The sequence below is a fragment of the Paenibacillus sp. J14 genome (assembly GCF_000518465.1).
Classification (GTDB): domain Bacteria; phylum Bacillota; class Bacilli; order Paenibacillales; family Paenibacillaceae; genus Fontibacillus; species Fontibacillus barengoltzii.
Window position 1 is genome coordinate 44,517 of record NZ_JADQ01000020.1, and the last position, 24,657, is coordinate 69,173.

Genomic DNA, 24,657 nt, shown 5'->3' on the forward strand with positions numbered 1-24,657 from the left:
GAGCAGCTGACCGCTCGCAGTGTGAATGATATCAAAATGGCAGAGGAAGAAGATGAACGAGGGTGTTCCTTAGGGGAGCCCGCTTTGTTTGCAGGTGATCTTCAAAACGACATATCCGTCGTAAAAACCACATATTTACCCCTCATGCCGCCATCAACTATCGTTAGGAGGAACAAGCTTAGAGGGGGAACTGACGATGTTACCATGGTTTGAAGACGCGAAGCTGGGAATCTTTATCCATTACGGGATTTATGCGGTTGACGGGGTTTCTGAATCTTGGTCCTTTCATAACGGCGTGATTTCCTATGAGGACTACATGAAACAGTTGGACGGGTTTACAGCTTCCCGGTTTGATGCCGACCAATGGGCGGAATTGATCGAGAAATCCGGGGCGAAGTACGCGGTGTTGACGACAAAACATCATGACGGCGTCGCGCTGTTTGATACCCAGTATAGCGATTTGAGCGTGGTCAAGCGAACCCCGGCCCAACGTGACATCGTGAAAGAGTACGCCGAAGCGATCAAGAAGCGGGGGATTCGGCTCGGTTTGTACTATTCGCTGATCGACTGGTCGCATCCGGATTATCCTAGCGTGTATCCAGGTGGTGTCGTGCCTGAGGATCTGAGCCAAGTGAATCGTTTCTCGGAACCGCTGGACGGTAACCAGGACGAAGCGAAGTGGCAGAAATTCTTGCAATTTAATCGTCATCAACTGAGCGAACTGTTAACGAAATATGGCAAGGTTGATTTGCTCTGGTTCGACGGGGATTGGGAACGAAGCGCGGAGCAATGGGGATTGCCGGAGTTTAAGGAGTATTTGCTGTCTTTTAACCCCGATCTGATCATCAACTCGCGTCTCGCTGGCTACGGGGATTATAAAACGCCGGAGCAAGGGCTGCCAATCACAAGGCCCGAGGGACCTTGGGAGTTCTGCACGACGATTAACACCTCATGGGGTTATCAACACAAAGATCACAAATATAAATCGTTAAAACAAATCATCCGCATGTTCTGCGACTGCATCTCCATGGGCGGCAACATGTTGTTAAATATCGGTCCCCGCGAGGACGGGACGATCGATCCGAGACAAGCCGACATTCTGCTTGGGCTAGGCGATTGGATTCGCACGCATAAAGAAGCGGTGTACGGAACCGTCGAAGGGATTATGACCCGTTATTGGTTGGGCGGAAGCACATTAACGAAAGATCGCAAGACGTTGTATCTGTTCGTTTACGATGACCCGAAGGAAAGCGTCTGCCTCAAGGGCTTATGTAATTCGATCCAGAAAGTGACCGTGCTCCATTCGGGTAAAGAACTGAAACATGAAATTCATGGCGGGGTGCCTTGGTTTAATATTCCGGGTACGACATGGATTTACTTAACACCGGAAGATTGTCATGAGCATGTTACCGTACTGAAGCTGGAGTTTGCGGAGCCAGTTGAAATGTACGGCGGCTCAGGTGCTGTTGTCACTCATAACTAAGAAAGAGAGGAATAACGATACTTCCATATCTAGTCTATGAAAACGGCCAAACGAAACGGCCGTTTTTTTTGTTGCTCAATTAAACGGGTTTTTCTGAGCAATAAGCTGTAATTTTACAAACTTCACACGGGCAGATGAAACGGGTTTAACAAAACCGGTTTAATCTAGGTTCGTACTAGTACGAATTGTGGAGAGGAACGATTGAACGTGGCAACGATTGATGATGTGGCCAAGGCGGCGGGGGTTTCAAAGAGCACCGTATCCAGTGTGTTCAGCAAAAAACGCCCTATCAGCAAAGAAGTGACAGAACAGGTTCTCCGGGTGGCAAGAGAGCTGAATTACCGGCCAAACTACTGGGCCCGTAGTCTGGTGAGCAAAACGACGCGCATCATCGGCCTGAACATGCAAGGCGAGCAGAAGGCGAAGATGAACCAGTTTCAGTATTCGCTGCTCAATGGCGTGTTACCTGTATGTTATGAGCAAGGATATCGCCTGTTAATCAACACCGTGTCATCGACTTATAAAAATCAGGTGGAACACATCGCCTCCGATCCGGTGGACGGTGAGATCATCCTTGATGCGGTGGTCGGGGATTCCCGAATTGACGATTGTTTACAGCGGGGGATTCCCATCGTGGTCATCGGTCGTCCGTCAGAGGAGGATCAGTCCCGGGTCTCCTATGTCGACAACGATAATGTTGGGATCGCTACGCAGGCGACACAGTACTTAATGTCGCTTGGGCACCGGCGCATTCTGTTTCTGAATGCGCCGGTGAATCGAACTGTGGCGGTTGACCGCGGGCAAGGTTACCTGAATGCATTCGAGCAGGCAGGGCTAACGCCTCCGAAGGACATGATCGTGCATAAACCGGACGGCGGCACCTCGTCTCTCACCTTTGGCTGTAACACGGTATTGGCTCAGCTACGTGCGGATCCGAGTATCACCGCGGTTATTGCTGACACCGACTCGATGGCGTTAGGCGTTTACCAGGCCGCAGAGCAACTTGGGCTCTGTATACCGGAGCAGTTGTCCGTATTGTCCTTCGCCTACGATAGCCCATTGGCGCAGGAATTTTCACCGCCCCTCACCGGGGTTCGTTTACATGCCGACCAGCTCGGGCAGGAGTCCATGCTGTTATTGCTGGAGCAGCTCGAATCCGGCAAGCGTCTCGCCAAGCGAACGCTGATTCCGGCAGAGATTGTGGTACGTGGATCTTGCGCGCCACCCCAAGGATAGGATTCTAGAAGAGAAACCAAGGAGGAAATCATCCCGTGAAAAGGAAAGCGACTCATCTCATCGCACTGCTGACGATTAGTTCCATGCTGCTATCGGCCTGTGGCGGAAATAACGGTACTGCGGCGAACAGCGGAACGTCAAGCAATACTTCTACCGGAGCGCAGACAGACGCGTCGGCAGGGGACATGAAGCTGCGGATTCTATCGGCCAACGTAGGCGGCAAAACCCCGGAGGAAAACGCCAAATTTGAGCAGGAAATCAAGCGGTTGACCGGTATCGATGTGACGATTGAGCGTCCGGCCAGCGACTATGATCAAAAGGTATTGACGGCGCTGGGTTCCGGTGAGAAATACGACCTCATTGAAGGCAGTGACCTTGGCAAACTGAACAGCTTCATCGATCAAGGCGCACTGACGGACTTAACAGACTTCGTGCAAGGATCGAGTCAATTGTCGGATCCCAGCGTCATTCCGTCCGAGGAATGGGAGCAGTTGAAAGGGAAGGACGACAACATTTATGCCGTATTCGCGAAGTTTCAAGGCGGTACGATGCCGATCGTCCGCAAGGACTGGCTGGACAAGCTGAACCTGCAGGAGCCCCAAACGCTGGACGATTACTACAACGTGCTGAAGGCGTTCAAGGAACAGGACCCAGACGGCAATGGCAAAGCCGATACTTATGGACTCAGCACCTCCGGGCTGTATGATATTCAAGGCTTTATGAGTGCGGCTGGCTTGAAATATCGCTACGTACTGAAGGACGGCAAACGGACGATTCCGTACGCGTCGGATGCCGCCATCCCGATGTACGAATGGTTTGCTAAACTGACGAAGGAAGGTATCATGGACCCGAACTTCGTCACGAACGATACCGGTAAGATGCGCAACCTTTTCTTAACCGACCGCGTTGGCATGGTTACGTACTGGGATGCTTGGGTCGGGATGTTCAACAGCACACGCAAGGAAGCCGACCCGAACACTACGTTTGAAGCGAAAGCTTTGGCTAGTGCGGCAGGACCGGATGGCAGCCTGTTGATGCGTCGCGGGGATCCTGACTACTGGATGATGCCGGTGAATGCGGAGCATCCGGATGCGGCGGAGAAGTTCCTGGAGTTCTGGCATTCCGAAGCCGGAATTATGCTGGGCAGCCTGGGGATCGAAGGCGTAGATTACACGAAGGATGGAGATCAATACACCTTGACCGCCACCGGCAAGGAGCACAACATGGACCACGGCGTACCGTTCTGGTACAACGAGAACGTGAAGCCGCCGTTCGGCAAGTTACCAGGTGTGCAGGAAGCGCAAGATCTGGTCAAGCGATATGCCACATTGGAGTTGTCTTTGCCAGGATGGGCGGATGCTGAAAAAATCGTCCAAAACTACGCGCTGAAGGCCATGTCCGGAGAAATGCCGGCAGCCGACGCTGTGAGCCAAATGCAGAAGGAACTGAAGGCAGCCAACCTCATCGACGAATAGGCCAAGAACAAGAATAGGATGTGACGATCAACCGTGAAAGCTCTGCGGAAGTATGCCGCTCTATATCTCATGATGATCCCTGTAGCCATCTATTTTCTCGTCTATGGTTATTATCCGCTCATTAAGGGGCTGCAGGTCAGCTTTCAGGATTATCGGCTCATGGGGGACGGTCCGTATGCCGGGCTTGCGAATTATTCGCAGGTCTGGCATGACCCGTTCTTCTGGCAGTCATTGACGAACACGTTGGTGATTGGAGGAGGGATTCTGGCTTTAGGATTTATCGCCCCGCTGGTGCTGGCGTTGTCCTTAAACGAAGTGCTGCATGCCCGTTTCAAAAAAACCGCCCAAATGGTGCTCTATATCCCTCACTTGCTGTCCTGGGTTATCGTCGGGGGGATCTGGATTTTCCTGCTGTCTCCCGATACCGGACTCGTGAATTTACTGTTGCAGCGCTTGACCGGCACGCAACCCATTCATTTTCTGGCCGAGTCCTTCTGGGCCCGCTGGGTGATGATCCTCGTCGCGACCTGGAAGGACATGGGCTATAGCTGTATCTTGTTCCTGGCCGGTATCGTGACGATTAATCCATCACTCTATGAAGCGGCGCGGATAGACGGGGCATCCCGCTGGCAGCAGGTTCGTTACGTTACGCTGCCTCAGCTGCTGAGCACGATGAAGGTAGTTTTTCTGCTGAATACGATGGGGGTGCTGCGGATCTTTGATCAGGTATTTGTGCTGCGCAATCCGTCGACGGCACCGGATGTTGATGTACTGATGGTGTACACGTTCGAGAAAGGGATTATGAACATGCAAGTCGGCGTCGCCGCGGCCGCCAGCTTTCTGGTGCTGCTGTTCACCCTGGCGCTGACGCTGGTCGTGCGCAAATTAACCCGATTTGACGAGGTGGGATAAACGATGGGGAGCGAACGTTTCGAACGCTTGGGTTGGAGAAATAAATCATTTGACGCCATAAATCTGCTGTTTCTGCTGCTGTTAATGCTTGTGATGATCGTTCCTTTTCTGAACGTGTTGGCCTTATCGTTTTCGTCGGGGCTGGCTTCCATGCAGCCGAATATCGTGCTGTTTCCGACCGAGTTTAGCGCGGAGGGCTACCGAACGATTTGGGAGAGCCTTGATCTATGGCGGCCGTTCCTGAACAGCACGATCGTCACCGTTGTAGGAACGGTCCTGCACGTGATGCTCTCCTCGCTTGCGGGTTATGTCCTAATTCATCCGCATGTACCGGGGAAAAAGGCGATGATCACGTTTATTTTGCTCACGATGATGATCCCGCAGGAAGCGGTGCTGATTCCGCTGTACGTGGTTAATAAGGATTTTCATTTGATTAATACGCTGACGGTGTTGGTGTTATCCGGTTTAGTGTCCGGATTTTCGATCCTGCTGATGCGGAACTTCTTCATGGGCATCCCTTACGAGATTGCCGAAGCGGGCCGAATGGACGGGGCAGGGGACTTCTGGATTTTCGCGAAAATCTATTTGCGCCTGGCCGCGCCCGGGCTTGCCACCGTCTCGCTGTTCGAGTTCGTCGGGCGTTGGAACATGTTTACGGCACCGCTCATTTTCATTAACGACAGCATGAAGTATACGCTGCAGGTCGCGCTCAAGTCGATCATTATCGATACGAGCAGCGTATCGAGCAATTACCTGGTGACGACCAACGTCAAAATGGCCGGCATCGTAATCGCGATTCTCCCGCTGATTGCGGTGTACCCGTTTGTGCAACGGTTTTTTATGAAGGGCATTATGCTGGGCGCCAGCAAGGAATAGAAAGGATGCTGCGAAGATATGGCAAAACATCGGTTGGAGCACCGGGTTTGGCTTGTTCCTGAACAAGATCGGACGTACCCCGAAGTCGTTTTCTCCGTTCCGGAGGGGGTGGAGTCCATTGAAGTCCATTATCGTTATGAAAAAAATGACCGTTCCGTGGTTGATCTTGGTTTGCGTTCGCCGGACCGGATCGTGGGCTGGAGCGGCGGAGCGCGGGACGGTTTTCAAATAGGGTTGGAGAAAGCAACGCCCGGTTACTTGGCTGGGCCTATTGTGGCCGGTGAATGGGCGGTGCTGTTAGGGGCTTATAAAGTGCCCGCAGAAGGGATATTAGTCGTGGTTGAGATCACGATCACCATGAAGCATCCGCATTGGCTTAAAGGCGATTTGCACGCCCATACTGTTCACAGCGACGGAAAGTACATGATCAGTGAAGCGATAGCCTCATGCCGGGACAAAGGCCTCGATTTCCTAGCGTTAACCGATCATAATACGGCCTCTCAAAACCGCTTTGCGATGGCGCAGGACGAAACGCTGTTGTTGATTCCCGGCGTGGAACTTACGAGTTACAAAGGCCATGCTAACCTGCTTGGCCAACCGGATGCATTGACAGACTTTCGTGTGTTAACGGCAGAAGATGCAGCCAAGGAGCTGCGTCAGGCGCAAGCGAAGGGAGCGTTGGTTGTGCTGAATCACCCGTTCTGCCCGGATTGTCCATGGGAGCTTGGTTTCGATGTTCCGTTTGATGCAATTGAGGTGTGGAACGGGCCATGGCGGGAGCTGAACGAAACAGCAGTAACCTGGTGGCAGCTGCGCCTTGCCGAAGGCCAGCGCATCGTCGCAATCGGCGGCAGTGATACGCATCAGGACCATCCGCTCGTCCGGCATGGAGGGCCAACTGCGCATGTCTACGTCGCCGAGGAGACCGTTGCGTCCGTGCTTGATGCCGTAAAGCGCGGGGCGGTAGTGCTGACGATGGGGCCGGATGATACGTTCCTCACGTTGACGGTCGATGGCGTTGGTGTCGGTGAGGAATTGGAGGTAGCGGATGGACGGGAAGAGGTTGAACTGGTGATCACGATTCGCGGGGCGCAGGGGGATCGCGTAAGCCTATGGTCAAACCACGGTCTGGAGCAGGAATGGATCGTAGAGGAAGAAGAGCGAGAGCTCGTGTGCCGTATGCCGGCGGATCGGTGGTTCTACCGTGTGCAAGCGCGGCGATTCTTGCCGGATTGGAAGCATGAGGTGATGACCTGCCTGACCAATCCGGTTTATCTCGCGCGGGGAACCACGGGCGAATCCGCATGAAACCAGTGATTACGGATTCCCCTTCGGTGTCTGCTAACTCGGCGGTGTTGGACCGTCCTGCCAAGGTGCTATTGGCGCAGGCGATGGCCTGTCGTTCGGCGTTTTTGCAGGATTATCCCGTTTGATCCGGTATAAGGATGGATAGCCCCCTTCGAACTATTGCATAACGTTTCTGAGCCGAGTTATTCGGGTTTCCCTGACCCAAGGGGATAATGGTGCAAAAGGGGGGGCGCAGACCTATCTGCTGCCCCCTAATCTAAAATAAAACGCTCGATTCAACCGTTGGTTGAGCCGAGCGTTTTTTCATTTTTTTCGCCAAGCCCAAAAATACAGCGGTCGTTTCCCAAGCGTGTAGAGCCATTTCTCCGGTGAAGATATGGGAGCCCTTCTGCCACAAACGGCGCAGAAAATAAGTCCGGATGAAGGTGGAGCGCTTTAACGACACGAGAAATCATCCTTCAAGGAGATAGGATCGCAGGCTAGACCTGCTTCTACAGCCTATGCTCCCGGACGGCTGGATGCCATAAATGTATTTTAGTCCATGTTTTATTCCCGAGAAAAAGGGTTTATAGAGAGATACATGGAATAAAAGGGTTATACATACCAGGGGATAGACGAATCAGCAATTAAAGGGTGAGCATGCATGACGTTTCTTAAAGACATTATTCTTCAGATGTTCTTTGCTCATATGCCATTTGTAATGTACAACATTTTCTACCGGGATCAGTCCCGTAACTATTCGAAGAGCTTCATTACGTTGTCCAGCGCGATATGCTTGTTTCTTTCAATGACGTTTGGCGCCTCAGTCGTCCACGGATATTTTTATGATATACGATACACGATCATTTTCTTCGGTATGATCTTTGGGGGATTGCAGACGGGATTTATCCTCTTAGCGGAGTTTCTATTATACCGTTTATATATTGGAGGCGACGGGGTGTTCATCGCGATCGTAATCATGCTGATGACGTTCCCTGGTTCTTACCTGTTGTATCGCATTTATAATCAATCGGAAAAGCGGTCATTGATCTTACTCTTGGCAGGGGTATTCTTTTCGATCACGCCGCTGGTGGCTGTTTATTTGGAAAATCCGGTATCGATCATCGATAATTTGACCTTTCACATGGTGGTCATTCCGATGCAGAACTTGGTGGGATGCTGGATGCTGATTACATTGTTTCGAAAAGCGGTCATTGAGAAGGATCTGTTCATTAGCTATGCGCAAAACGAGCGGGTGCGGGCCATCAGCCATGTCGCCGCTTCATTGGTCCATGAAGTTCGGAATCCGCTGACCGCGGTGAAAGGGTTCCTCACCTTGATTCGCGATGGCGTGTCAGACCGAGGCCGAATCGAGCGATACATTGAAATCTGCATGAGTGAGATCGCCCGAACAGAATACATACTATCCGAGTACCTGGCGATATCCAAGCCGATTGGCAATAAGCAGGAGCCTACCAATCTCGAAGAATTGCTCCGGATTACGAAGGATGTCATGAGCCCTTATGCCAATATGCATAATGTATTGCTTGAAATCGGGAACCCGCCGGAGCCGGTTTGGATTTTAGCCAATCCTGATAAAATGAAGCAAGTCCTCGTCAATTTCATCAAAAACGCGGTCGAAGCATGCGCCGAATTGCCAAATACCCGGGGCATCGTCACCTTGCGTTTGCAGGTTGAGGCGCGTAAGGTCGTTTTAACCATTCAGGATAACGGGATCGGGATGACGGAGGAGCAGGCCAAGCGGCTGGGATCCATCTATTTTTCGACGAAATCGAATGGAACAGGGCTGGGGATGACGTTCTCCTATCAGGCGATTCTTTCATTTGGCGGTACGGTGAGCGTGCAAAGCGCACCTGGAGCGGGGACGAAGTTTACAATTAGCTTGCCGATCTATAACCGAGGAGAAAAAGCAAAGGAGATGGATAAAGGATGAACAAATCCGTTGGAGAGCTTGTGGCCAAAATTGTGCTTTGTGTCCTACTGTCCGGCGTGATCTTATTCTTAGGATTTTTTGCCAGTCTGATCGTCTCTTTGGCCGGCGGCGCGCTGTTCTATGCGCCTTTGGTGCTGGTTGTGGCGGCTGTGTTGGTTGTCTCCCTAGCCTTCTTGATGTTTTTGCCGAAACGGCATCGGCGCAAGTTGTATTTCTCGCTCCTTGCTGTCGTGATTTTGGGCGGCTTGACCACGGCGGGGTACGAGATTCGCCAGGCTTACCATCAACGCATCCCGGTCGTCAGTGACCAGGAGGTAGATATGTGGCCGTATCGGCCGTTTGTGGACACGGGGAAATTGGCAGTATTGCCGGAACCGTCCCAATTGACATTAACAGAGGATTTACCGCGGCTTGACGGAGCAACAGCCCTTTATCCCTTGTATGCCGCATTTGCGCAGGCAGTATATCCTCGTCAGGAGTATGATCTCTACGATAGCGAGGTTATGGTGAATACGACGCCTGTGGCCTATAAGAATCTGATCGAAGGTCGGGCGGATATCATTTTCGCCGCTGCGCCGTCGGAGGGGCAAATCGCTGCTGCCCGCAAGCAGGGCAAGGAATTGAAGCTCACCCCAATTGGCCGTGAGGCATTTGTTTTCTTTGTGAATGCGTCGAATCCGGTAACCGGGCTAACGACAGAGCAGATCCGCGGGATCTACTCGGGGGAAATTACCCGATGGAGTGAAGTGGGGGGCCGAAATGAGCGAATCCGCGCCTTCCAGCGTCCGGAGGACAGCGGAAGCCAGACGATGCTGATCCGGGTGATGGATGGACGGGAGCTGGCCACACCGCCCAAAGAGAATGTGGCTTCCGGAATGGGCGGCATCATCTCGCGGACTGCGGATTACCGCAACTACAAAAACGCGCTGGGCTATTCGTTCCTATACTATGCCACGGAGATGGTGAACAACGGGAATATCCGCCTGTTGGCCATCGACGGCGTGAAGCCGGAACGAGCGACGATCGCCAGCGGAGAATATCCGTTTGCGGCTGAGTTTTATGCGGTGACGGCGGGCAGCGACAATCCGAACGTGGAGAGGCTGATCGAATGGATTCAATCCTCGCAGGGGCAGTACCTAGTAGAGCAAACGGGGTACACACCGCTTGTCCCCTAGTACGTATTGACACTCGAATTACGGATCGATAAACTAAAAACTAGGAATTAGCACTCTGCCCTGTAGAGTGCTAATATGTTGTTAGACAAGTTCCCTCATGGGGTGAAAGGAAGGAGAACCGATTCATGGCGAAAAAGCAGTTTAAAGCAGAATCCAAACGACTGCTGGAAATGATGATCAACTCGATTTACACACAGCGGGAAATTTTTCTGCGTGAGCTGATTTCGAACGCCAGCGATGCCATTGATAAAATCTATTATCGGGCGTTAACGGACGACAAGCTGGTATTTAACAAGGACGACTATTTTATTAAGATTAAGCCGGATAAAGCCAACCGGACCTTGACGATTTCCGATACCGGGATCGGCATGACCAAGGAAGAGTTGGAGAAGCACCTCGGAACGATCGCCAACAGCGGTTCGTATGCGTTTAAGAACGAAAATGAATTGAAGGACGGCCATAACATTATCGGGCAGTTTGGCGTTGGCTTCTATTCCGCGTTTATGGTCGCTGATGTGGTTACCGTGATCAGCCGGGCGCTGGGTTCGGACGAAGCTTACAAATGGGAGTCCAAAGGGGCGGACGGCTATACGATCGAACCGTATGAGAAGGAAACGGTGGGTACGGATATTATTTTGAAGATCAAAGAAAACTCCGAAGACGACCAATATGACGAGTACCTCGAGGAATACCGTTTGAAGTCGATCATCAAGAAATACTCGGATTTCATCCGTTACCCGATCAAGATGGACGTCACGAGCAGCCGGCCGAAGGAAGGCAGTGAAGGTGAATACGAGACGTTTACCGAAGAACAAACCATCAACAGCATGGTGCCGATCTGGCGCAAGAACAAATCCGAGCTGACGGAAGAGGATTATGTAAACTTCTACATGGAGAAACGCTACGGGTTCGACAAACCGGTATCGCATATCCATATCAAAGCCGACGGTGCGGTCGTGTACAACGCGATTTTGTATATTCCGGAGAAAACGCCGTTTGACTATTACACCAAGGAATACGAAAAAGGGCTGGAGCTGTACTCCAACGGCGTGCTGATCATGAACAAATGCCCGGATCTGCTGCCAGACTATTTCAGCTTTGTCAAAGGGATGGTGGATTCCGAGGATCTGTCGCTCAACATTTCTCGGGAAATGCTGCAGCATGACCGTCAGTTGAAGCTGATTGCGAAGAATATCCAAAGCAAGATCAAGGGCCAGCTGCAGACGCTGCTGAAGGAAGACCGCGAGAAATACGAGAAGTTCTATGCCTCCTTTGGCCGCCAGCTGAAGTTTGGCGTATACAACGACTACGGCGTCAACAAGGACGTGCTGCAGGATCTTCTCCTGTTCACTTCGTCCAAGGAGAAGAAGCTCGTTACGCTGGATGAATACGTCTCCCGCATGCCGGAAGACCAGAAGTATATTTATTATGCGGCCGGCGAATCGGTGGAACGGCTGGAGAAGCTTCCGCAAACGGAGCTGGTACTGGATAAAGGATATGAGATCCTGTATTTCACCGACGACATTGACGAGTTCGCGATCAAGATGATCATGAAATACAAGGATAAGGAATTTAAATCGGTATCGAGCGGGGATTTGGGCATTGAAGCCGACAATTCCGAAGATAAGGCGAATACGGATGAGAACAAGGAATTGTTCGCCGCGATGAAGGACTTGCTGTCGGGCAAGGTGAAGGAAGTCAAAGCGTCCAAACGTCTGAAATCCCATCCGGTCTGCTTATCGACGGAAGGCGAGCTGACGATCGAGATGGAAAAAGTGCTGAACTCGATGCCAGGCGCTAACGGCCAGTCGGTGAAAGCCGAGAAAGTGCTGGAGATCAACGTGAACCACGACGTCTTCCAGTCGCTGAAGAAGGCTTACGAGAACGACAAAGAGAAGCTGGCGTTGTACACGAGCCTGCTCTACAATCAGGCGCTGCTGATCGAAGGGCTGCCGATCAACGATCCAGTCGAATTTACAAACGACATTTGCAAAGTGATGGTATAAGCGGAAGAACCACCTTCCTCCCAAAAATGCGGGAGGGTGGTTCTTTTATTTTTATTCAAGCACCTGAATTTTCTTTGGCTCGCTATCCACTTGGTAAATTTGGTTGCTATGATCCTTATCGGAAAGTGTGAAATCAGCAACTACTGAGATGTCATATATACCTGGTTTATTAAATTTATAGGTATGCTTCTCTGATATCATCTCTTTCTTATCCAACGTCTGTACAACTCCGACATCCGTTCTAGTTATGGTATTTAAAGCCTTACCGTTGCTGTCTCGTATGATATAGTAAAATACCGGATCCCCAGTTGTTATCTCAATCGACTGATCGGTTGTATTTTCAAGCGTGGCATGAATGTGGAAGGACTCACCAACCTTGACTTGCTCTGGAACTCCAATATCCACAGAGATGGGAGAATGCTCCGCTTCTTCTGCAGATGTTGGAAGGGGCTCCGTTGTATCATCTCTTGATGGTTCTGGTGGAATAGCCTGACAACCGACGAAAACCAAAAGACACATAACAACAGCGAACTTTTTCAAAATCAACACCTCCTATCTGATTGACGATAGAGGACAAGTTTTTGTTTCCAAATGGAAGCGTCAGTAAGAATTCTGCTAAGATCGTGCAACTAACAAAACAAAGCAAATACTTCGGACAAGAAAGGAGTTGAAACAATTAAACGGTCTTGCTTTGATAATCATCGCTTCCTAGTTCAATAAAAAGAAGGGATGGAGCACGTATTATGAAAAGGATCACACTTTCCATTTTTCTTGCTGCTTCTCTTGTTTTCAGCTCACTTGTTACCTTTTCTGTAAATGCCGAAGAAAACCCTATTCCTGAGATGAAGTTGTTTAAAGGTTCTATTCAAGAAATTGCAAATGAATCCCAAAAAAATAAGTCAAACGAAGTACCATATCCTTTAACTTTAACCTCACCTCCTTATGAATTGAAAAATTCAGCAATTCTCTCTGACTATATTGAAAACCAACGTGTAAAAAAGGACATCCCAATAATAAAAGACTTAGAGCTTATCAGGGATTCAATACAGAATGATGAAAAAGTTGATTTTGAAGTAACCAAATACTCTTGGGCTGATATTGTTGATGCTAAAGAGAAAATCAAACAAAATGCTCAACCTGGAACTGTTCTGGCGCTTATACCGGACATAAAGAATAACAAATTAATTGTAGTTTTTGATGCAAAACTAGAGAAGCAAGAGAGACTTTCCATCTCATCTTTGTTCCCCAAGTCGGACATGCTTATATATACAACGTTATCCCCATCAGCTCTAAGAGCAGAAACCGACAATACTAACTGGGGATCACTCATTCCGATGGGAGCTAAAATAGGCGGGAACTATCGTCCAAAACCAGACGAGCCCGATAAAACAATTTATTCGGTATGCACAGGTGGGTACTATGGAGTAAATGAAAATGATAAGGATGTATTAGTTACATCAGGTCACTGTCAGACTGCGGGAAGTGTTAGTCCGTGGTACCAACCGACAAGTGCAACAGATTCAATTGGAAATTTCACCTATCGAACAACTTCACCTGGGGATGGCTCCTACGCTGTTTCAGATTCTGGATACATTACTTTAAACTCTAATTTTGAAGGCCGAGCACGTGTACCTTATCCCTCCTCATCTAATATGGCAATGATTACAGGTGTCTATATTAGCGACACGGTAGGTGATACCGTTTATATGAGAGGAGCAAACAGCGGTACAACAACTTCCGGAAAAATCGCTTATGCCAATGTTGATATTTGGTGGGGCGGCGCTGGATATGGGTATAAAAATAATGAAGTTTTAGCCATTGGTTACACCTCAATTAATGGCGATAGCGGTGGACCTGTATTAACCAACTATTCCTATAACAATCAGCTAATGGGCTGGACATTTGATTTGGCCGGAATTCATACAGGTACACTCACTGTTAAAGAGGATTTAGAAAGTGGCATTAAGGCAGGAAATTATAAAGTTTATGAACCAATCTGGACAACATTTAATGATTTGAACTTATCTGGAATCTATCTTATCGCGCCCCAGTAACTTAACATTACTTTTGAAAGTGATGGTATAAAAACGGGAGAACCACCTTCCTCCGAAAAATGCGGGAGGGTGGTTCTTTTATTTTTGGCCTGAAATATGCCATCATGAGGGTGGGGGCGATATAGGGTGTTTCATGAATTTAAACTTGTGGCGGAAACGCCGGTTTACGTACAGGTGAAAAATTATATCAAACGGCTGATGATGCAAGGCGCTTTGCAGGCTGGGCAGAAGCTTCCCTCTACACGGGAGCTGTCGGAGTTGCTGGGCGTCAGCCGGGGCAGTATCATTGCCGCCTATGAAGCCTTGCAGGATGAGGGGCTGGTGTATGCGGTCACAGGCAGAGGGAACTTTGTCACCGAGGTCTCTGCCCCCAGCGGGCAGGCGGTCCCTGCTTGGCAGATGGATTGGCGAGAGCGGATGAACCGGCAAGCCCGGCTGTCCGTGGAGCTCGACCATATGAAACGCAGCAAGCCCGGCATGCGGGCGGCGAAAGGCGCCATTTTATTTACGAGCATCGCCCCCGATGAGCAACTGTTTGATTTAGAGAACGTCAAACGCGCATTCCTGGATCGGATGGCGGTGGAAGGCCGCGTCTTATTGAACTATGGATATGCCAAAGGATATAAACCACTTATCGATTATTTGCTGAACTATATGGAACGCAAAGGCGTGGATCTGCAAGGCAAGGGTTTGTTGATCACCAGCGGGTTTACGGAAGGGCTGGACATCGTGTTGTCCGTTCTCGGTCGGGATGGCAATACGGGCGGGCGCATGTTATGCGAAAACCCAACCCATCAGACCGCGATCAAAAATTTGCGGCGCCACGGGTTTGAGATCACCGGAATCCCGATGGAGCCGGACGGAATGGACCTTGCAGCGCTGGAGCGCGAGCTGAAGGCGCAGCCGTTCGACGGCGCGTTCCTGGTGCCCTCCTATCACAATCCGACCGGCATTGTGACGTCTGCCGAGAAGCGACTGGCCATCCTGGAGTTGCTTAGCCGCTACCGAGTGCCGGTAATCGAGGATGGTTTCAATGAGGAGCTGAGGTATTCAGGCTCTCACGTTGCGCCGCTGATTGCGATGGCTGGGCAGGGGAACGGCGTGGTGTACTTGGGAAGCTTCTCGAAGGTGCTGTTCCCGGGGATTCGCGTTGGCTGGATCTTAGCGGATCGGGAGCTGATCGAGGTGCTGGAAAGCGTCAAACGGGCGCGCAGCATTCATACCTCGACGTTAGACCAATCTTTGCTATATCAATATTTGCTGAACGGGAATCTCGAAAAATATCTGAAACGGGCCAGGGCCGAATATCGGCGGAAGTACGAATGGACGAAGGACTGCTGTGAACGGTACGTCCCATTCTCTCGGTTGTCAGGAAGCGGCGGGTTACATTTGTTCCTGGAGTTCCCGGAGGAGTTCGATACGTGGAAGCTGCTCGAGCTTTGTGCAGATCAGGGCGTCCTCTTCACTCCGGGGGATATGTTTTACGTTGACGGCGGGGGGCGGAATACGATGCGGATTGGCTTCTCGCGGGTGCCGGAGGAAGACATTGAGAAAGGGATTCGTCTGATCGGTGAAATGGCTGCAAAGCTGCTAGGGGATCTGAATTAGTTGCAAGAGAGTTCGAGTTAGGTGCTGCATGGACGTAAAACAACGGGTGAAGGAGAGAAACAGAATGAAGGTTGGCGTCATTATGGGCGGCGTCTCCTCGGAACGCGAGGTCTCGCTGATGACGGGGAAGGAAATCGTGGGGAAGCTGGACTCCAATAAATATGAAGTGATACCGATTGAGCTAACGAAGCGCGAGGAGCTGATCGACCGGGTGAGGGGGATTGACTTCGCTTTACTGGCGCTGCATGGTGTTTTTGGCGAGGACGGTACCGTACAAGGCGTGCTGGAGACAATGGGCATCCCGTATTCGGGCAGCGGCGTGTTGTCCAGCAGCTTATGCATGGATAAAAATCTGACGAAGCGGCTGCTGCAGACCGAAGGGATCGCGACGCCGGACGGAGCCTATTTGGATCGGCGAATGTTCGCGGACGGATCATGGGAATCCAAGGCAGCGAGACTCGCATATCCGCTGTTCGTCAAGCCAAATGCCGGAGGCTCCAGTATCGGTGTCCAGCGCGTTGATCGGCCGGAGTTATTAGGCAGCGCGCTGGAGGAAGCGTTCCGATGGGGCGAGTCCGTGCTCGTTGAGTCCATGGTGTCCGGCCAGGAAATCACCTGCCCGATCCTGGACGGGGAGCTGCTCCCGGTGCTGGGCATCCGGGCGGCCAATGGAGCGGAGTGGTTTGACTACGAAGCCAAATACAGCGATGGCGGGGCGGAGGAAAAGCCGATCACCCTGCCTCCCGATGTTGAGGCACGGGTGCGCGAAGCAGCGCTGGCTTGCTATCGGTTGCTGCAATGCCGTGTCTACGCCCGGGTCGATATGATTCTCAAGGACGGAGTGCCTTACGTGCTGGAGGTAAATACGCTGCCGGGAATGACGGCGAACAGCTTGCTCCCGCGCAGCGCCGCTGCCGCTGGCATCCCTTACAGCGAACTGCTCGACCGGATCATCGAGCTGTCGCTGGCCGAACGGGGGGAGTCGTCTTTCACACCACAGCATAGCGCCCACATAAAATAAGAGACCCGCGATAGCGGATCTCTTCATGATGTAAGTGAAATCGCCTAGTTCACTGGCGGGCTGGACAGCTCCAGCGCCTCTTCAACCGGCACATACTCATAGTGCAGGTCACGGGCTACAGAGGCGTAGGTGATCGCACCCGCGGCGACGTTGACGCCTTTGCGCAGAGCGGCCCGCTCACTGAGCGCCGTGTAAAGGCCCTTCGAAGCGATCTCCAGCGCATAAGGCAGCGTAGCGTTAGCCAGCGCGAGCGTAGAGGTGCGCGGCACGGCGCCCGGCATATTCGCTACGGCGTAATGCACGACGCCATGCTTCACGTAGGTCGGATCGGAATGGGTCGTGATTCGGTCGACCGTTTCAAAGATGCCGCCTTGGTCGATAGCCACGTCCACGATCACCGAGCCGGGGCGCATCGTTTTCACCATGCTTTCGGTGACCAGCTTTGGCGCCTTGGCACCAGGGATCAGCACCGCGCCGATCACCAGGTCGGATTCGGCAACCGCTTCGGCAATGTGCTGCGGATTTGACATCAGCGTCTGCACGCTGGCGCCAAAGATGTCCTCCAGCTGCCGCAGGCGATCTGGATTCAGATCGATGATCGTCACATCGGCACCCAGACCGATGGCTACTCGGGCTGCATTCGTGCCAACGACACCGCCGCCGATGATCGTCACTTTCCCGCGCTTCACGCCAGGCACACCGCCGAGCAGGATGCCTTTGCCGCCATGCGGCTTCTCCAGAAACTGCGCTCCGATTTGCACGGACATCCGCCCGGCAACCTCGCTCATCGGCGTCAACAGCGGCAGCGTTTTGTTCACTTCGACCGTTTCATACGCGATCGCGGTCACGCCTTGATCTTTTAACGCTTGGGTCAGTTCCGGTTCCGGCGCCAGATGCAAATATGTGAACAGGATCAGACCTGGACGGAAGAAGCCATACTCCGACGGCTGCGGTTCCTTTACCTTCATAACCAGATCAGCCGACCAAGCTTCGGCGGCACGGCTGACCACCTTGGCCCCGGCGGCCGCATATTCCGTATCCTCAAAGCCGCTGCCAGCACCCGCCTGGGTCTCGATCCATACCGAGTGACCTGCTTGAACCAGCGAATAGGCGCCTGATGGGGTCAGGGCAACTCGATTTTCATTATTTTTAATTTCTTTGGGGACTCCAACGATCATGCGGTAACCTCCTCTGTCAAACGATCTGACATCAGTATAGGACAGGAGCTGCAATTTTTGTTTGTGGAGATATGAGAAAAAAGGCCGCTCGCATTGTGAAATTTCACAATGCGTTGCGGCCGCCGAAACGTTCGGCTTTGAGTTCCAAATATAAGGTTACTTTCTGCTCCATGCTGGTTAAGTCGATCCGGCCGATTTCAGTGATTCGCTTCAGCCGGTAATTCAGGGTATTCGCATGAACATGCAGCGCTTCGGCGGCTGTCTTCGCATTGCTGTCATGCGCCAAAAACACTTCCAGCGTGTGCACCAGCTCGCTGTGATGCTCTTGATCGTAGGCCCGCAGCCGGGCCAGTTGGCTGCCTGCGCCGCCATGTTGCTGAAGCTCTTCCCAGATCCGGGGCAGGTAGCGGTAATACCCGAGATCGCCATACATCACGTGATCTCCCGTCTCCTTGGGGAACCGCTGCTTCACTTCAAGCAGGAGCAGCGCTTCACGGTAGCTGTCTTCCAGCCGTCCGTATTCGCTGTAGAGACATCCGCTGGCCAATCCTAGGAAATGCGGCGAAAAAAAGGTGCGCAAATTTTGTTGAAGCAGCCCCAGCTGGCTGGTGACTCCATCCATCGTATCCGACGTTAGCGGTGCGAATAGCAAAATCAGCTGATTCTTATTAATGGCGCGCAGCACGATCCGGCTGTTCGCGGAGAGAGGAGCGCATCTCTCCAGCGCTTGCTGTTGCCAGGATTCCTTCACTTCGGCGGCAAACTGCAGAACAACCACATGGAACTGCGGAGGGAGTGTGATCCCGATCCGCTGGGCTTTATCCCGAATCAGGGTTTCATTGGATAGATGCCCGGTCAGCAGCTGCCAGAAAAAATCGCGATGCGCCTCTTCCTCCTTATGGCGCTGCAGCTGCCACCTAGCCATTTTGGTGCGGGCCGCTTGGGCCGCCTTGGCGACCAACGCCATTTCCTGGTCCGAAAAAGGCTTCTCCGCTTCCAGCACCCAAATAAAGCCGACCACCCGGGAGCCTGAACGGATCGCTGTCGCTACGCGGCCGCTAAGCCCCACCTCTTGAATCGGGGCGACGCGAATCGGCGCTTCGCTCTCCAATAGGCGAGGCATAACGCCATCTCGCCAGAGACTGCCAATGATCTGGTCGGGCACCCGGCGCCCGACGATGGTGGCCAGCCGCGCCGCGTCGGTCTCCGGCTCGTGCGAGCTGTAGGCAACCAGCCGATGGTTGGCGTCTTCGATCGTGACTGGACGCCCTAACACATCGCTGATCTTCTCCGCGAGCAATTCCAGATTGTCGGAATAGGGCTCGAAAATATCGTCTTGATCTTGGCACATAGGCGAAGGTCACCTCCGATGCGATATGGTTTGTGAAGCCGCACTAGGATCATGCCGTTTTTTTGGGATAGGGAGACAAACCCCGGCAGGAGCGGCTGAATTATACTTAATTTCAAGATGCTTCATAATGATTATTTATGAGGAAAGAGGTATTCCACGATGACAATGATGCGATCAAGGGTCTCCACCCCTGCCGGCTATCGGGAAACTTGGGCGGAGGTGTCGCTGGACGCCATCGCCCACAATACGGGGCTCTTCCGCAAGCAAATCGCCAAGGGCTGCCGGCTGATGGCCGTAGTCAAAGCGAACGGCTACGGTCACGGAGCGGTACAAGCGGCGCAAGCTGCCATCCATGCCGGCGCCGATGATCTTGGCGTGGCCCTCGTTGATGAGGCGCTAGAGCTGCGAGCGGTTGGTATATCACAACCTATTCTCGTGCTCGGCTACACGCCACCGTTTGGCGTCGAAGCAGCGGTTCGGCAGGGCATTACCTTGACGGTGGATACCAGGGAAGTCCTGCAGGAGGCGATCGCTTGCGCCAGAAAGTACGGGCGTGCAGCACGCATCCACTTGAAGGTGGATACCGGGATGTCCCGGATCGGCTTATCTAGCACCCGGGCGGTGATTGAGCTCGCTGAACTTGCGGCAGCGGCTGCGCCCTTCGTCATCCTGGAAGGCGTGTTTACCCATTTCGCGGATGCGGACGGACCCGACCCGACGTATACGTGGGAGCAATTCGCCCGGTTCCAAGCTTGCCTCGATGCCCTGGAGGCCCACGGCTTGCACGTACCGATCAAGCACTGCTGCAACAGTGCTGCTGCGATGCGGTTCCCGCAAATGCATCTGGATCTCGTTCGCATCGGGATCGCACTCTACGGGTTATATCCTTCGCCGCAGCTGCGGCTGCCGGAGTATCCTTTGCAGCAGGCGATGCAGCTCAAGACGAAAATCGCTTCGCTCCGGCGGATCCAGCCGGGCCAATCCGTCGGCTACGGCCGGACGTTCCGGGCGAGTGAAGAGCGGCTGATCGCCACGGTTCCCATCGGATACGCCGACGGGCTGTCACGGACGCTTTCGAACCGAGGGTTTGCGCTGGTTCGCGGACAGCGGGCGCCGATCATCGGCCGAGTGTGCATGGACCAGACGATGTTAGACGTCACCGAGGTAGAGGGCGTCCAAGCGGGAGAGGAAGTGATCCTCTTCGGCGGAACGGGCGATACGGCGGCGATAGCGATTGACGAGGTCGCCGATTGGATGGGAACAATCAACTATGAGGTCGTTTGTCAGCTCGGAGTCCGAGTCCCGCGCGTATATCCTCAAATCTTAAATATGTAAGATTAGGTATCATGCTTATGGCATCATAATCCAAGCTTCCGGTTTTCGTAAAGAGGTTTTTGCGGTATTTCCCGTAAAAAACCTCTTTTATGTCATATATCTTAACGTTGTATGCGGAAAGGTTTCAAGTAGGAAAGGGGGGGAGTGGATTTCTCCTTGCGCGGCTTACATGATCCGGTCTAGAATTGGGGCAAGAGTTCCTTGATTTAAAATCCAAACATCGCAGGAGCGTGAGAGGATGAAGTACAGAAGGTACGGAACAACCGGCAAGCAGGTGTCGGAAATCGGCTTTGGCGCTTGGCAGCTTGGCAACAAGCAGGATTGGGCGGGAATGGAGGAGGATGAGGCCATCCGTCTCGTACATGAGGCGTTGGATCTTGGGGTGAACTTTTTTGATACCGCTCCCAATTACGGTCAAGGCAAAAGCGAGGTCTTACTCGGCAAAGCGTTGGAGCGAAAACGGGACAAAGCGGTCATCAATACGAAGTTCGGTCATTCCCCGGAAGGGACCGATTATTCCGCATCTCAGATTCGCAATTCGGTGGAACGCAGCCTGATGCGGCTGCAAACTGATTATTTGGACTCGGTCTTGATCCATAATCCGCCGTTTGATGTTCTGGATGGTAAATACGGTCACTATCAAGTGCTGGAGGATCTGAAGGCGGAAGGCAAAATTCTGGCATATGGCGTGTCCGTCGATTCCAGCCGAGAAATGTTGGAGGCGCTGGGGCATTCTCAGCTTGGGGTTATGGAAGTGATGTTCAACATCTTTTATCAGGAAACGGCACAAGCGTTTCAGGCCGCACAGGAGAAGGATGTTGCACTCATTATTAAGGTGCCGCTGGATTCCGGCTGGTTGTCGGGCAAATATAACGGCAACAGCTCGTTCTCCGGCGTGCGCAGCCGCTGGTCTCCGGAAGTGATTCAGACCCGCGCGAAGCTGGTGGAGCAAATTCGCTTCCTGGAAGATGAGCACACGACGATGACGATGGCGGCGCTGCGGTTTATTTTGGCGTATCCTGAGGTGACAACGGTGATTCCCGGCGTCCGAAACAGCGCTCAGCTCCGTGAAAATGTAGCTGCAAGCAGCGCGCCTCTGCCGGAGGAATCGCTGCGAAAACTGCAAGAGCTATGGGAACGGGATATCCGCTTCAAATCGTTGGGCTGGTAAGCACACGTGAAAGCTAGTAAGCAAACATGAAAGCTGGTACGCAAACATGAAACTTCTGGTGCAGGATAAGGCATTTTATCACAGCTTTTTCAGACTAACTTTAGTGATTGCTCTGCAAAACATTATTTCCTTTGGCGTCAATTTATCGGATAACATCATGCTTGGCGGTTACAGTGAATCGGCCTTATCCGGTGTAGCTCTGGCTAACCAGATCCAGTTCTTGCTGCAAATGCTTGTGATGGGCGTAGGGGAGGGCGTTGTCATCCTCTCATCACGGGCATGGGGCGCGCGGGACATCCGAACCATCAAGCGGGTAGCCAGCATTGGAATGCGCATCGCACTGCTGCTGGCGTTCCTGCTGTGGCTGGCGGTATTCTTGTTCCCGCACGGATGCCTGTCCTTATTCACCAACGAGGACAACGTCATCACAGAAGGGGCCAAGTATTTACGGATTATCGGTTTTTCCTATCTCTTCTTTGCGGCAACCAACCTGCTGCTCGCTTCTCTGCGCAGCGTGGAGACGGTCAGAGTTGGATTTATCCTCTCCGTGTCGACGTTACTGATCAATGTTTGTTTGAACTATTTGCTGATCTACGGGCATTTCGGGTTCCCCGCTTGGGGGGTGAGAGGCTCGGCGGCGGCGACGCTAACGGCCCGTATCATCGAGCTGGTCATCGTGTTGGTGTATCTCAAACGAGTGGATCGCAAAATCCGGTTCACGCTGCGGGACTTCTTCCGATTTGACCGGGGGACGTTCAAACAATACCTTAGCGTGGGCTCTCCCATCCTGATGTCCAACGGTCTCTGGGGGCTGGCCATGGCGGTACAGTCTGGAATCTTGGGGCATATGGGGGAAGCGGCGATTGCCGCGAACAGTATCGCCACAACAGTCTTCCAAATCGTGTCGGTCGTCACATACGCTTCGGCCAGTGCGACGGCTGTGATTATCGGGAAGACGATTGGCGCCGGACATCCGGAAAAAATCAAGCCTTACGCCCAAACGCTGCAGGTGCTTTATGTGTTTATCGGTTTGGCGACAGGGGCCGTGCTCTTCTTGATCAAAGACATGGTGCTGGGCTTTTATGCCATATCCCCGGCATCCAAGGATCTGGCCTTGCAGTTTATGACGGTGCTCTCCATAACAGCGGTAGGCACGGCTTATCAAATGCCGGTGCTGACGGGCATCGTGCGCAGCGGAGGAGATACGAAATTTGTGTTATACAACGATTTAATCTTCATGTGGCTGATCGTATTGCCTTCATCCTTTCTCTGCGCTGTAGTATGGGGGTTGTCGCCGCTGCTGACGTTTATCTGTCTGAAATCGGATCAAATCCTGAAATGCTTTGTAGCGATCGTGAAGGTGAATCGCTATCGGTGGATTCGGACGTTTGGAACAACCCCGGAGCCGAAGGCATAATCTCCACGATAAAAAAAGGACCGCCATCGATCGGCTGCTGCCGGATCCATGCGGTCCTTTCTTTTTTATTCATAATATGCTGATTATTTGGATGGAGCGCCCAGCACCGGCTGGAATCCGGCTGGAATGTATGCGACGGCCTTCACCTCGGAAATGACCTGCGGATAAAATTGCCCAGGTTGAGGCTCGACGATGCGATAGTCGATGACTGCCTTGTCATCCTTAAAGGAGATGCTCGACACTTCCAGACCGTAGCCCGGGTGCGGCGCCATCGCCGTAATCGTCACCTTCGTCACGTCGCTGGTGAGTTTGTCTGTGCTCACGGTAAAATTAGACAAGCCGGGAATTGGGTTCGCAATCGGCTCATTGTCTTTAATAAATTGCAGCGTCCGGTCAAGCATGCCTGCTGCTTCACTGCGGGAGATCGGTTGCTTTGGTCCGAAGTTTCCCTTCTTATCCAAGGTAACGATTTTGGCTTTCAGCAGCGCTTGAATGCTGTTCATATAGTCTTTGTTGATTTGCTTCTCGTCCTTGATGGACACATATTGCATCGTAAACGCGTATTCGCCCTTTACGCTCAGCGCTTTGAACAACCAGTGGCTAAATTGCTCCTTCGTTACTTTGGCGGCCGGGTTAATGTCCTTCGGAATGCCCAGCCCGTAGTAGTTCGCGATCACAAAGGCTTCGGAATACCAAGCATGATCCTTTATCTTGGTGTAATAATCGCTGGCTTTGGGCAGTTTGATGAACCGGATCGTATCGAAGTTGAGATCCAGCGTTTTCACGATCAGCGTGACGGCTTCCGCACTTGTCAGCTTCTGGGCCGGATAATAACGGCCGTGAAGGTCGCCTTTAATGATTCCCATCTTCTCCAGGCGTTCGATCGCCTTTTGCTCCTGGTCACCTTTAATGTCGCTGAAAGCTGAGGCCGTACCGCCAAACATCATCGTGAACGCGATGACCATGAGCAGCGTCAGCTTGGAAAGTTTAGAGAAAGAGAACGTTCTGTTCCGTTTCATTCGTCAAGTCCCTCCTGGAAACAGTAATGAGTTAAACGAATCAGATTCGCCGTCTGCTCTGCTCTCGCATAGCGTACGGCGAGGCTTAAGGTATCATTT

20 protein-coding genes are annotated in these 24,657 nt (G+C 52.2%); 16 read left to right on the plus strand and 4 right to left on the minus strand.

Features of this window, described 5'->3' with window-relative positions; genetic code table 11:
• The first annotated feature begins 196 nt into the window (after positions 1–196).
• From M891_RS0109835 to htpG, 10 genes are all read left to right on the plus strand, one after another.
• Positions 197–1,483, plus strand: coding sequence for an alpha-L-fucosidase (locus M891_RS0109835; RefSeq protein ID WP_028538705.1), 1,287 nt, complete (start codon positions 197–199; stop codon positions 1,481–1,483).
• A 207-nt stretch (positions 1,484–1,690) separates the two neighbouring features.
• The gene (locus M891_RS0109840; protein ID WP_028538706.1) at positions 1,691–2,719 is read left to right on the plus strand and encodes a LacI family DNA-binding transcriptional regulator; all 1,029 of its coding nucleotides are present in this window, start codon (positions 1,691–1,693) and stop codon (positions 2,717–2,719) included.
• A 35-nt stretch (positions 2,720–2,754) separates the two neighbouring features.
• Entirely contained in the window at positions 2,755–4,194 is a 1,440-nt protein-coding gene (locus tag M891_RS0109845; protein ID WP_016313325.1) for an extracellular solute-binding protein, read from the plus strand.
• Positions 4,195–4,227: 33 nt separating this feature from the next.
• The gene (locus M891_RS0109850; RefSeq protein WP_028538707.1) at positions 4,228–5,106 is read left to right on the plus strand and encodes an ABC transporter permease subunit; all 879 of its coding nucleotides are present in this window, start codon (positions 4,228–4,230) and stop codon (positions 5,104–5,106) included.
• A 3-nt stretch (positions 5,107–5,109) separates the two neighbouring features.
• Entirely contained in the window at positions 5,110–5,982 is an 873-nt protein-coding gene (locus M891_RS0109855) for a carbohydrate ABC transporter permease (protein WP_051416898.1), read from the plus strand.
• 18 nt (positions 5,983–6,000) lie between these two features.
• Entirely contained in the window at positions 6,001–7,290 is a 1,290-nt protein-coding gene (locus M891_RS23670; RefSeq protein ID WP_051416899.1) for a CehA/McbA family metallohydrolase, read from the plus strand.
• The gene (locus tag M891_RS26005) at positions 7,287–7,415 is read left to right on the plus strand and encodes a hypothetical protein (RefSeq protein WP_254899769.1); all 129 of its coding nucleotides are present in this window, start codon (positions 7,287–7,289) and stop codon (positions 7,413–7,415) included. The genes M891_RS23670 and M891_RS26005 overlap by 4 nt, the downstream gene beginning before the upstream one ends.
• 518 nt (positions 7,416–7,933) lie before the next feature.
• Positions 7,934–9,223 carry a sensor histidine kinase gene (locus M891_RS0109875; protein WP_028538710.1) on the plus strand — a complete coding sequence of 430 codons (1,290 nt, stop codon included), beginning with the start codon at positions 7,934–7,936 and terminating at the stop codon, positions 9,221–9,223.
• Positions 9,220–10,398, plus strand: a complete 1,179-nt coding sequence (locus M891_RS0109880) for a PstS family phosphate ABC transporter substrate-binding protein (protein ID WP_028538711.1) — start codon at positions 9,220–9,222, stop codon at positions 10,396–10,398. The genes M891_RS0109875 and M891_RS0109880 overlap by 4 nt, the downstream gene beginning before the upstream one ends.
• A 125-nt stretch (positions 10,399–10,523) precedes the next feature.
• Entirely contained in the window at positions 10,524–12,404 is a 1,881-nt protein-coding gene (gene htpG / locus M891_RS0109885) for a molecular chaperone HtpG (protein ID WP_028538712.1), read from the plus strand.
• A 51-nt stretch (positions 12,405–12,455) separates the two neighbouring features.
• Here the strand turns inward: htpG and M891_RS0109890 are convergent, their stop codons facing one another.
• Positions 12,456–12,944, minus strand: a complete 489-nt coding sequence (locus M891_RS0109890; RefSeq protein WP_028538713.1) for a hypothetical protein — start codon at positions 12,942–12,944, stop codon at positions 12,456–12,458.
• Positions 12,945–13,147: 203 nt separating this feature from the next.
• On the opposite strand from M891_RS0109890, the gene M891_RS0109895 reads away from it, so the two are divergent.
• From M891_RS0109895 to M891_RS23675, 3 genes are all read left to right on the plus strand, one after another.
• The gene (locus M891_RS0109895) at positions 13,148–14,458 is read left to right on the plus strand and encodes a hypothetical protein (protein WP_028538714.1); all 1,311 of its coding nucleotides are present in this window, start codon (positions 13,148–13,150) and stop codon (positions 14,456–14,458) included.
• A gap of 126 nt (positions 14,459–14,584) precedes the next feature.
• Positions 14,585–16,066, plus strand: a complete 1,482-nt coding sequence (locus M891_RS0109900; RefSeq protein WP_028538715.1) for an aminotransferase-like domain-containing protein — start codon at positions 14,585–14,587, stop codon at positions 16,064–16,066.
• A gap of 64 nt (positions 16,067–16,130) precedes the next feature.
• Positions 16,131–17,087, plus strand: coding sequence for a D-alanine--D-alanine ligase (locus M891_RS23675; protein ID WP_051416900.1), 957 nt, complete (start codon positions 16,131–16,133; stop codon positions 17,085–17,087).
• A 44-nt stretch (positions 17,088–17,131) separates the two neighbouring features.
• Here M891_RS23675 and ald read toward each other — a convergent pair whose 3' ends face one another.
• On the minus strand, positions 17,132–18,265 hold the full coding sequence (gene ald / locus M891_RS0109910; RefSeq protein ID WP_028538716.1) for an alanine dehydrogenase: 1,134 nt from the start codon (positions 18,263–18,265) through the stop codon (positions 17,132–17,134).
• Between the two features lie 103 nt (positions 18,266–18,368).
• On the minus strand, positions 18,369–19,616 hold the full coding sequence (locus tag M891_RS0109915) for a PucR family transcriptional regulator (protein ID WP_028538717.1): 1,248 nt from the start codon (positions 19,614–19,616) through the stop codon (positions 18,369–18,371).
• 159 nt (positions 19,617–19,775) lie between these two features.
• On the opposite strand from M891_RS0109915, the gene alr reads away from it, so the two are divergent.
• The 3 genes from alr (at position 19,776) to M891_RS0109930 (ending at position 23,539) form a co-directional block, all read left to right on the plus strand.
• Positions 19,776–20,951, plus strand: a complete 1,176-nt coding sequence (gene alr / locus M891_RS0109920) for an alanine racemase (RefSeq protein WP_051416901.1) — start codon at positions 19,776–19,778, stop codon at positions 20,949–20,951.
• A 238-nt stretch (positions 20,952–21,189) separates the two neighbouring features.
• Positions 21,190–22,122 carry an aldo/keto reductase gene (locus M891_RS0109925; RefSeq protein ID WP_028538719.1) on the plus strand — a complete coding sequence of 311 codons (933 nt, stop codon included), beginning with the start codon at positions 21,190–21,192 and terminating at the stop codon, positions 22,120–22,122.
• Between the two features lie 46 nt (positions 22,123–22,168).
• Positions 22,169–23,539 carry an MATE family efflux transporter gene (locus M891_RS0109930; RefSeq protein WP_028538720.1) on the plus strand — a complete coding sequence of 457 codons (1,371 nt, stop codon included), beginning with the start codon at positions 22,169–22,171 and terminating at the stop codon, positions 23,537–23,539.
• A gap of 83 nt (positions 23,540–23,622) precedes the next feature.
• Here the strand turns inward: M891_RS0109930 and M891_RS0109935 are convergent, their stop codons facing one another.
• Entirely contained in the window at positions 23,623–24,558 is a 936-nt protein-coding gene (locus tag M891_RS0109935) for an S-layer homology domain-containing protein (protein WP_028538721.1), read from the minus strand.
• Positions 24,559–24,657 lie beyond the last annotated feature (99 nt).

Bases quoted from the DNA above. Each gene is read 5' to 3' on its own strand.
- M891_RS0109935 (WP_028538721.1), bottom strand. From the start codon at position 24,558: ATGAAACGGAACAGAACGTTCTCTTTCTCTAAACTTTCCAAGCTGACG.
- ald (WP_028538716.1), bottom strand. From the start codon at position 18,265: ATGATCGTTGGAGTCCCCAAAGAAATTAAAAATAATGAAAATCGAGTT.
- M891_RS0109835 (WP_028538705.1), top strand. From the start codon at position 197: ATGTTACCATGGTTTGAAGACGCGAAGCTGGGAATCTTTATCCATTAC.
- M891_RS26005 (WP_254899769.1), top strand. From the start codon at position 7,287: ATGAAACCAGTGATTACGGATTCCCCTTCGGTGTCTGCTAACTCGGCG.
- M891_RS0109915 (WP_028538717.1), bottom strand. From the start codon at position 19,616: ATGTGCCAAGATCAAGACGATATTTTCGAGCCCTATTCCGACAATCTG.
- M891_RS0109875 (WP_028538710.1), top strand. From the start codon at position 7,934: ATGACGTTTCTTAAAGACATTATTCTTCAGATGTTCTTTGCTCATATG.
- M891_RS0109880 (WP_028538711.1), top strand. From the start codon at position 9,220: ATGAACAAATCCGTTGGAGAGCTTGTGGCCAAAATTGTGCTTTGTGTC.
- M891_RS0109925 (WP_028538719.1), top strand. From the start codon at position 21,190: ATGAAGTACAGAAGGTACGGAACAACCGGCAAGCAGGTGTCGGAAATC.
- M891_RS23675 (WP_051416900.1), top strand. From the start codon at position 16,131: ATGAAGGTTGGCGTCATTATGGGCGGCGTCTCCTCGGAACGCGAGGTC.
- htpG (WP_028538712.1), top strand. From the start codon at position 10,524: ATGGCGAAAAAGCAGTTTAAAGCAGAATCCAAACGACTGCTGGAAATG.
- M891_RS23670 (WP_051416899.1), top strand. From the start codon at position 6,001: ATGGCAAAACATCGGTTGGAGCACCGGGTTTGGCTTGTTCCTGAACAA.
- M891_RS0109930 (WP_028538720.1), top strand. From the start codon at position 22,169: ATGAAACTTCTGGTGCAGGATAAGGCATTTTATCACAGCTTTTTCAGA.
- M891_RS0109895 (WP_028538714.1), top strand. From the start codon at position 13,148: ATGAAAAGGATCACACTTTCCATTTTTCTTGCTGCTTCTCTTGTTTTC.
- M891_RS0109855 (WP_051416898.1), top strand. From the start codon at position 5,110: ATGGGGAGCGAACGTTTCGAACGCTTGGGTTGGAGAAATAAATCATTT.
- alr (WP_051416901.1), top strand. From the start codon at position 19,776: ATGACAATGATGCGATCAAGGGTCTCCACCCCTGCCGGCTATCGGGAA.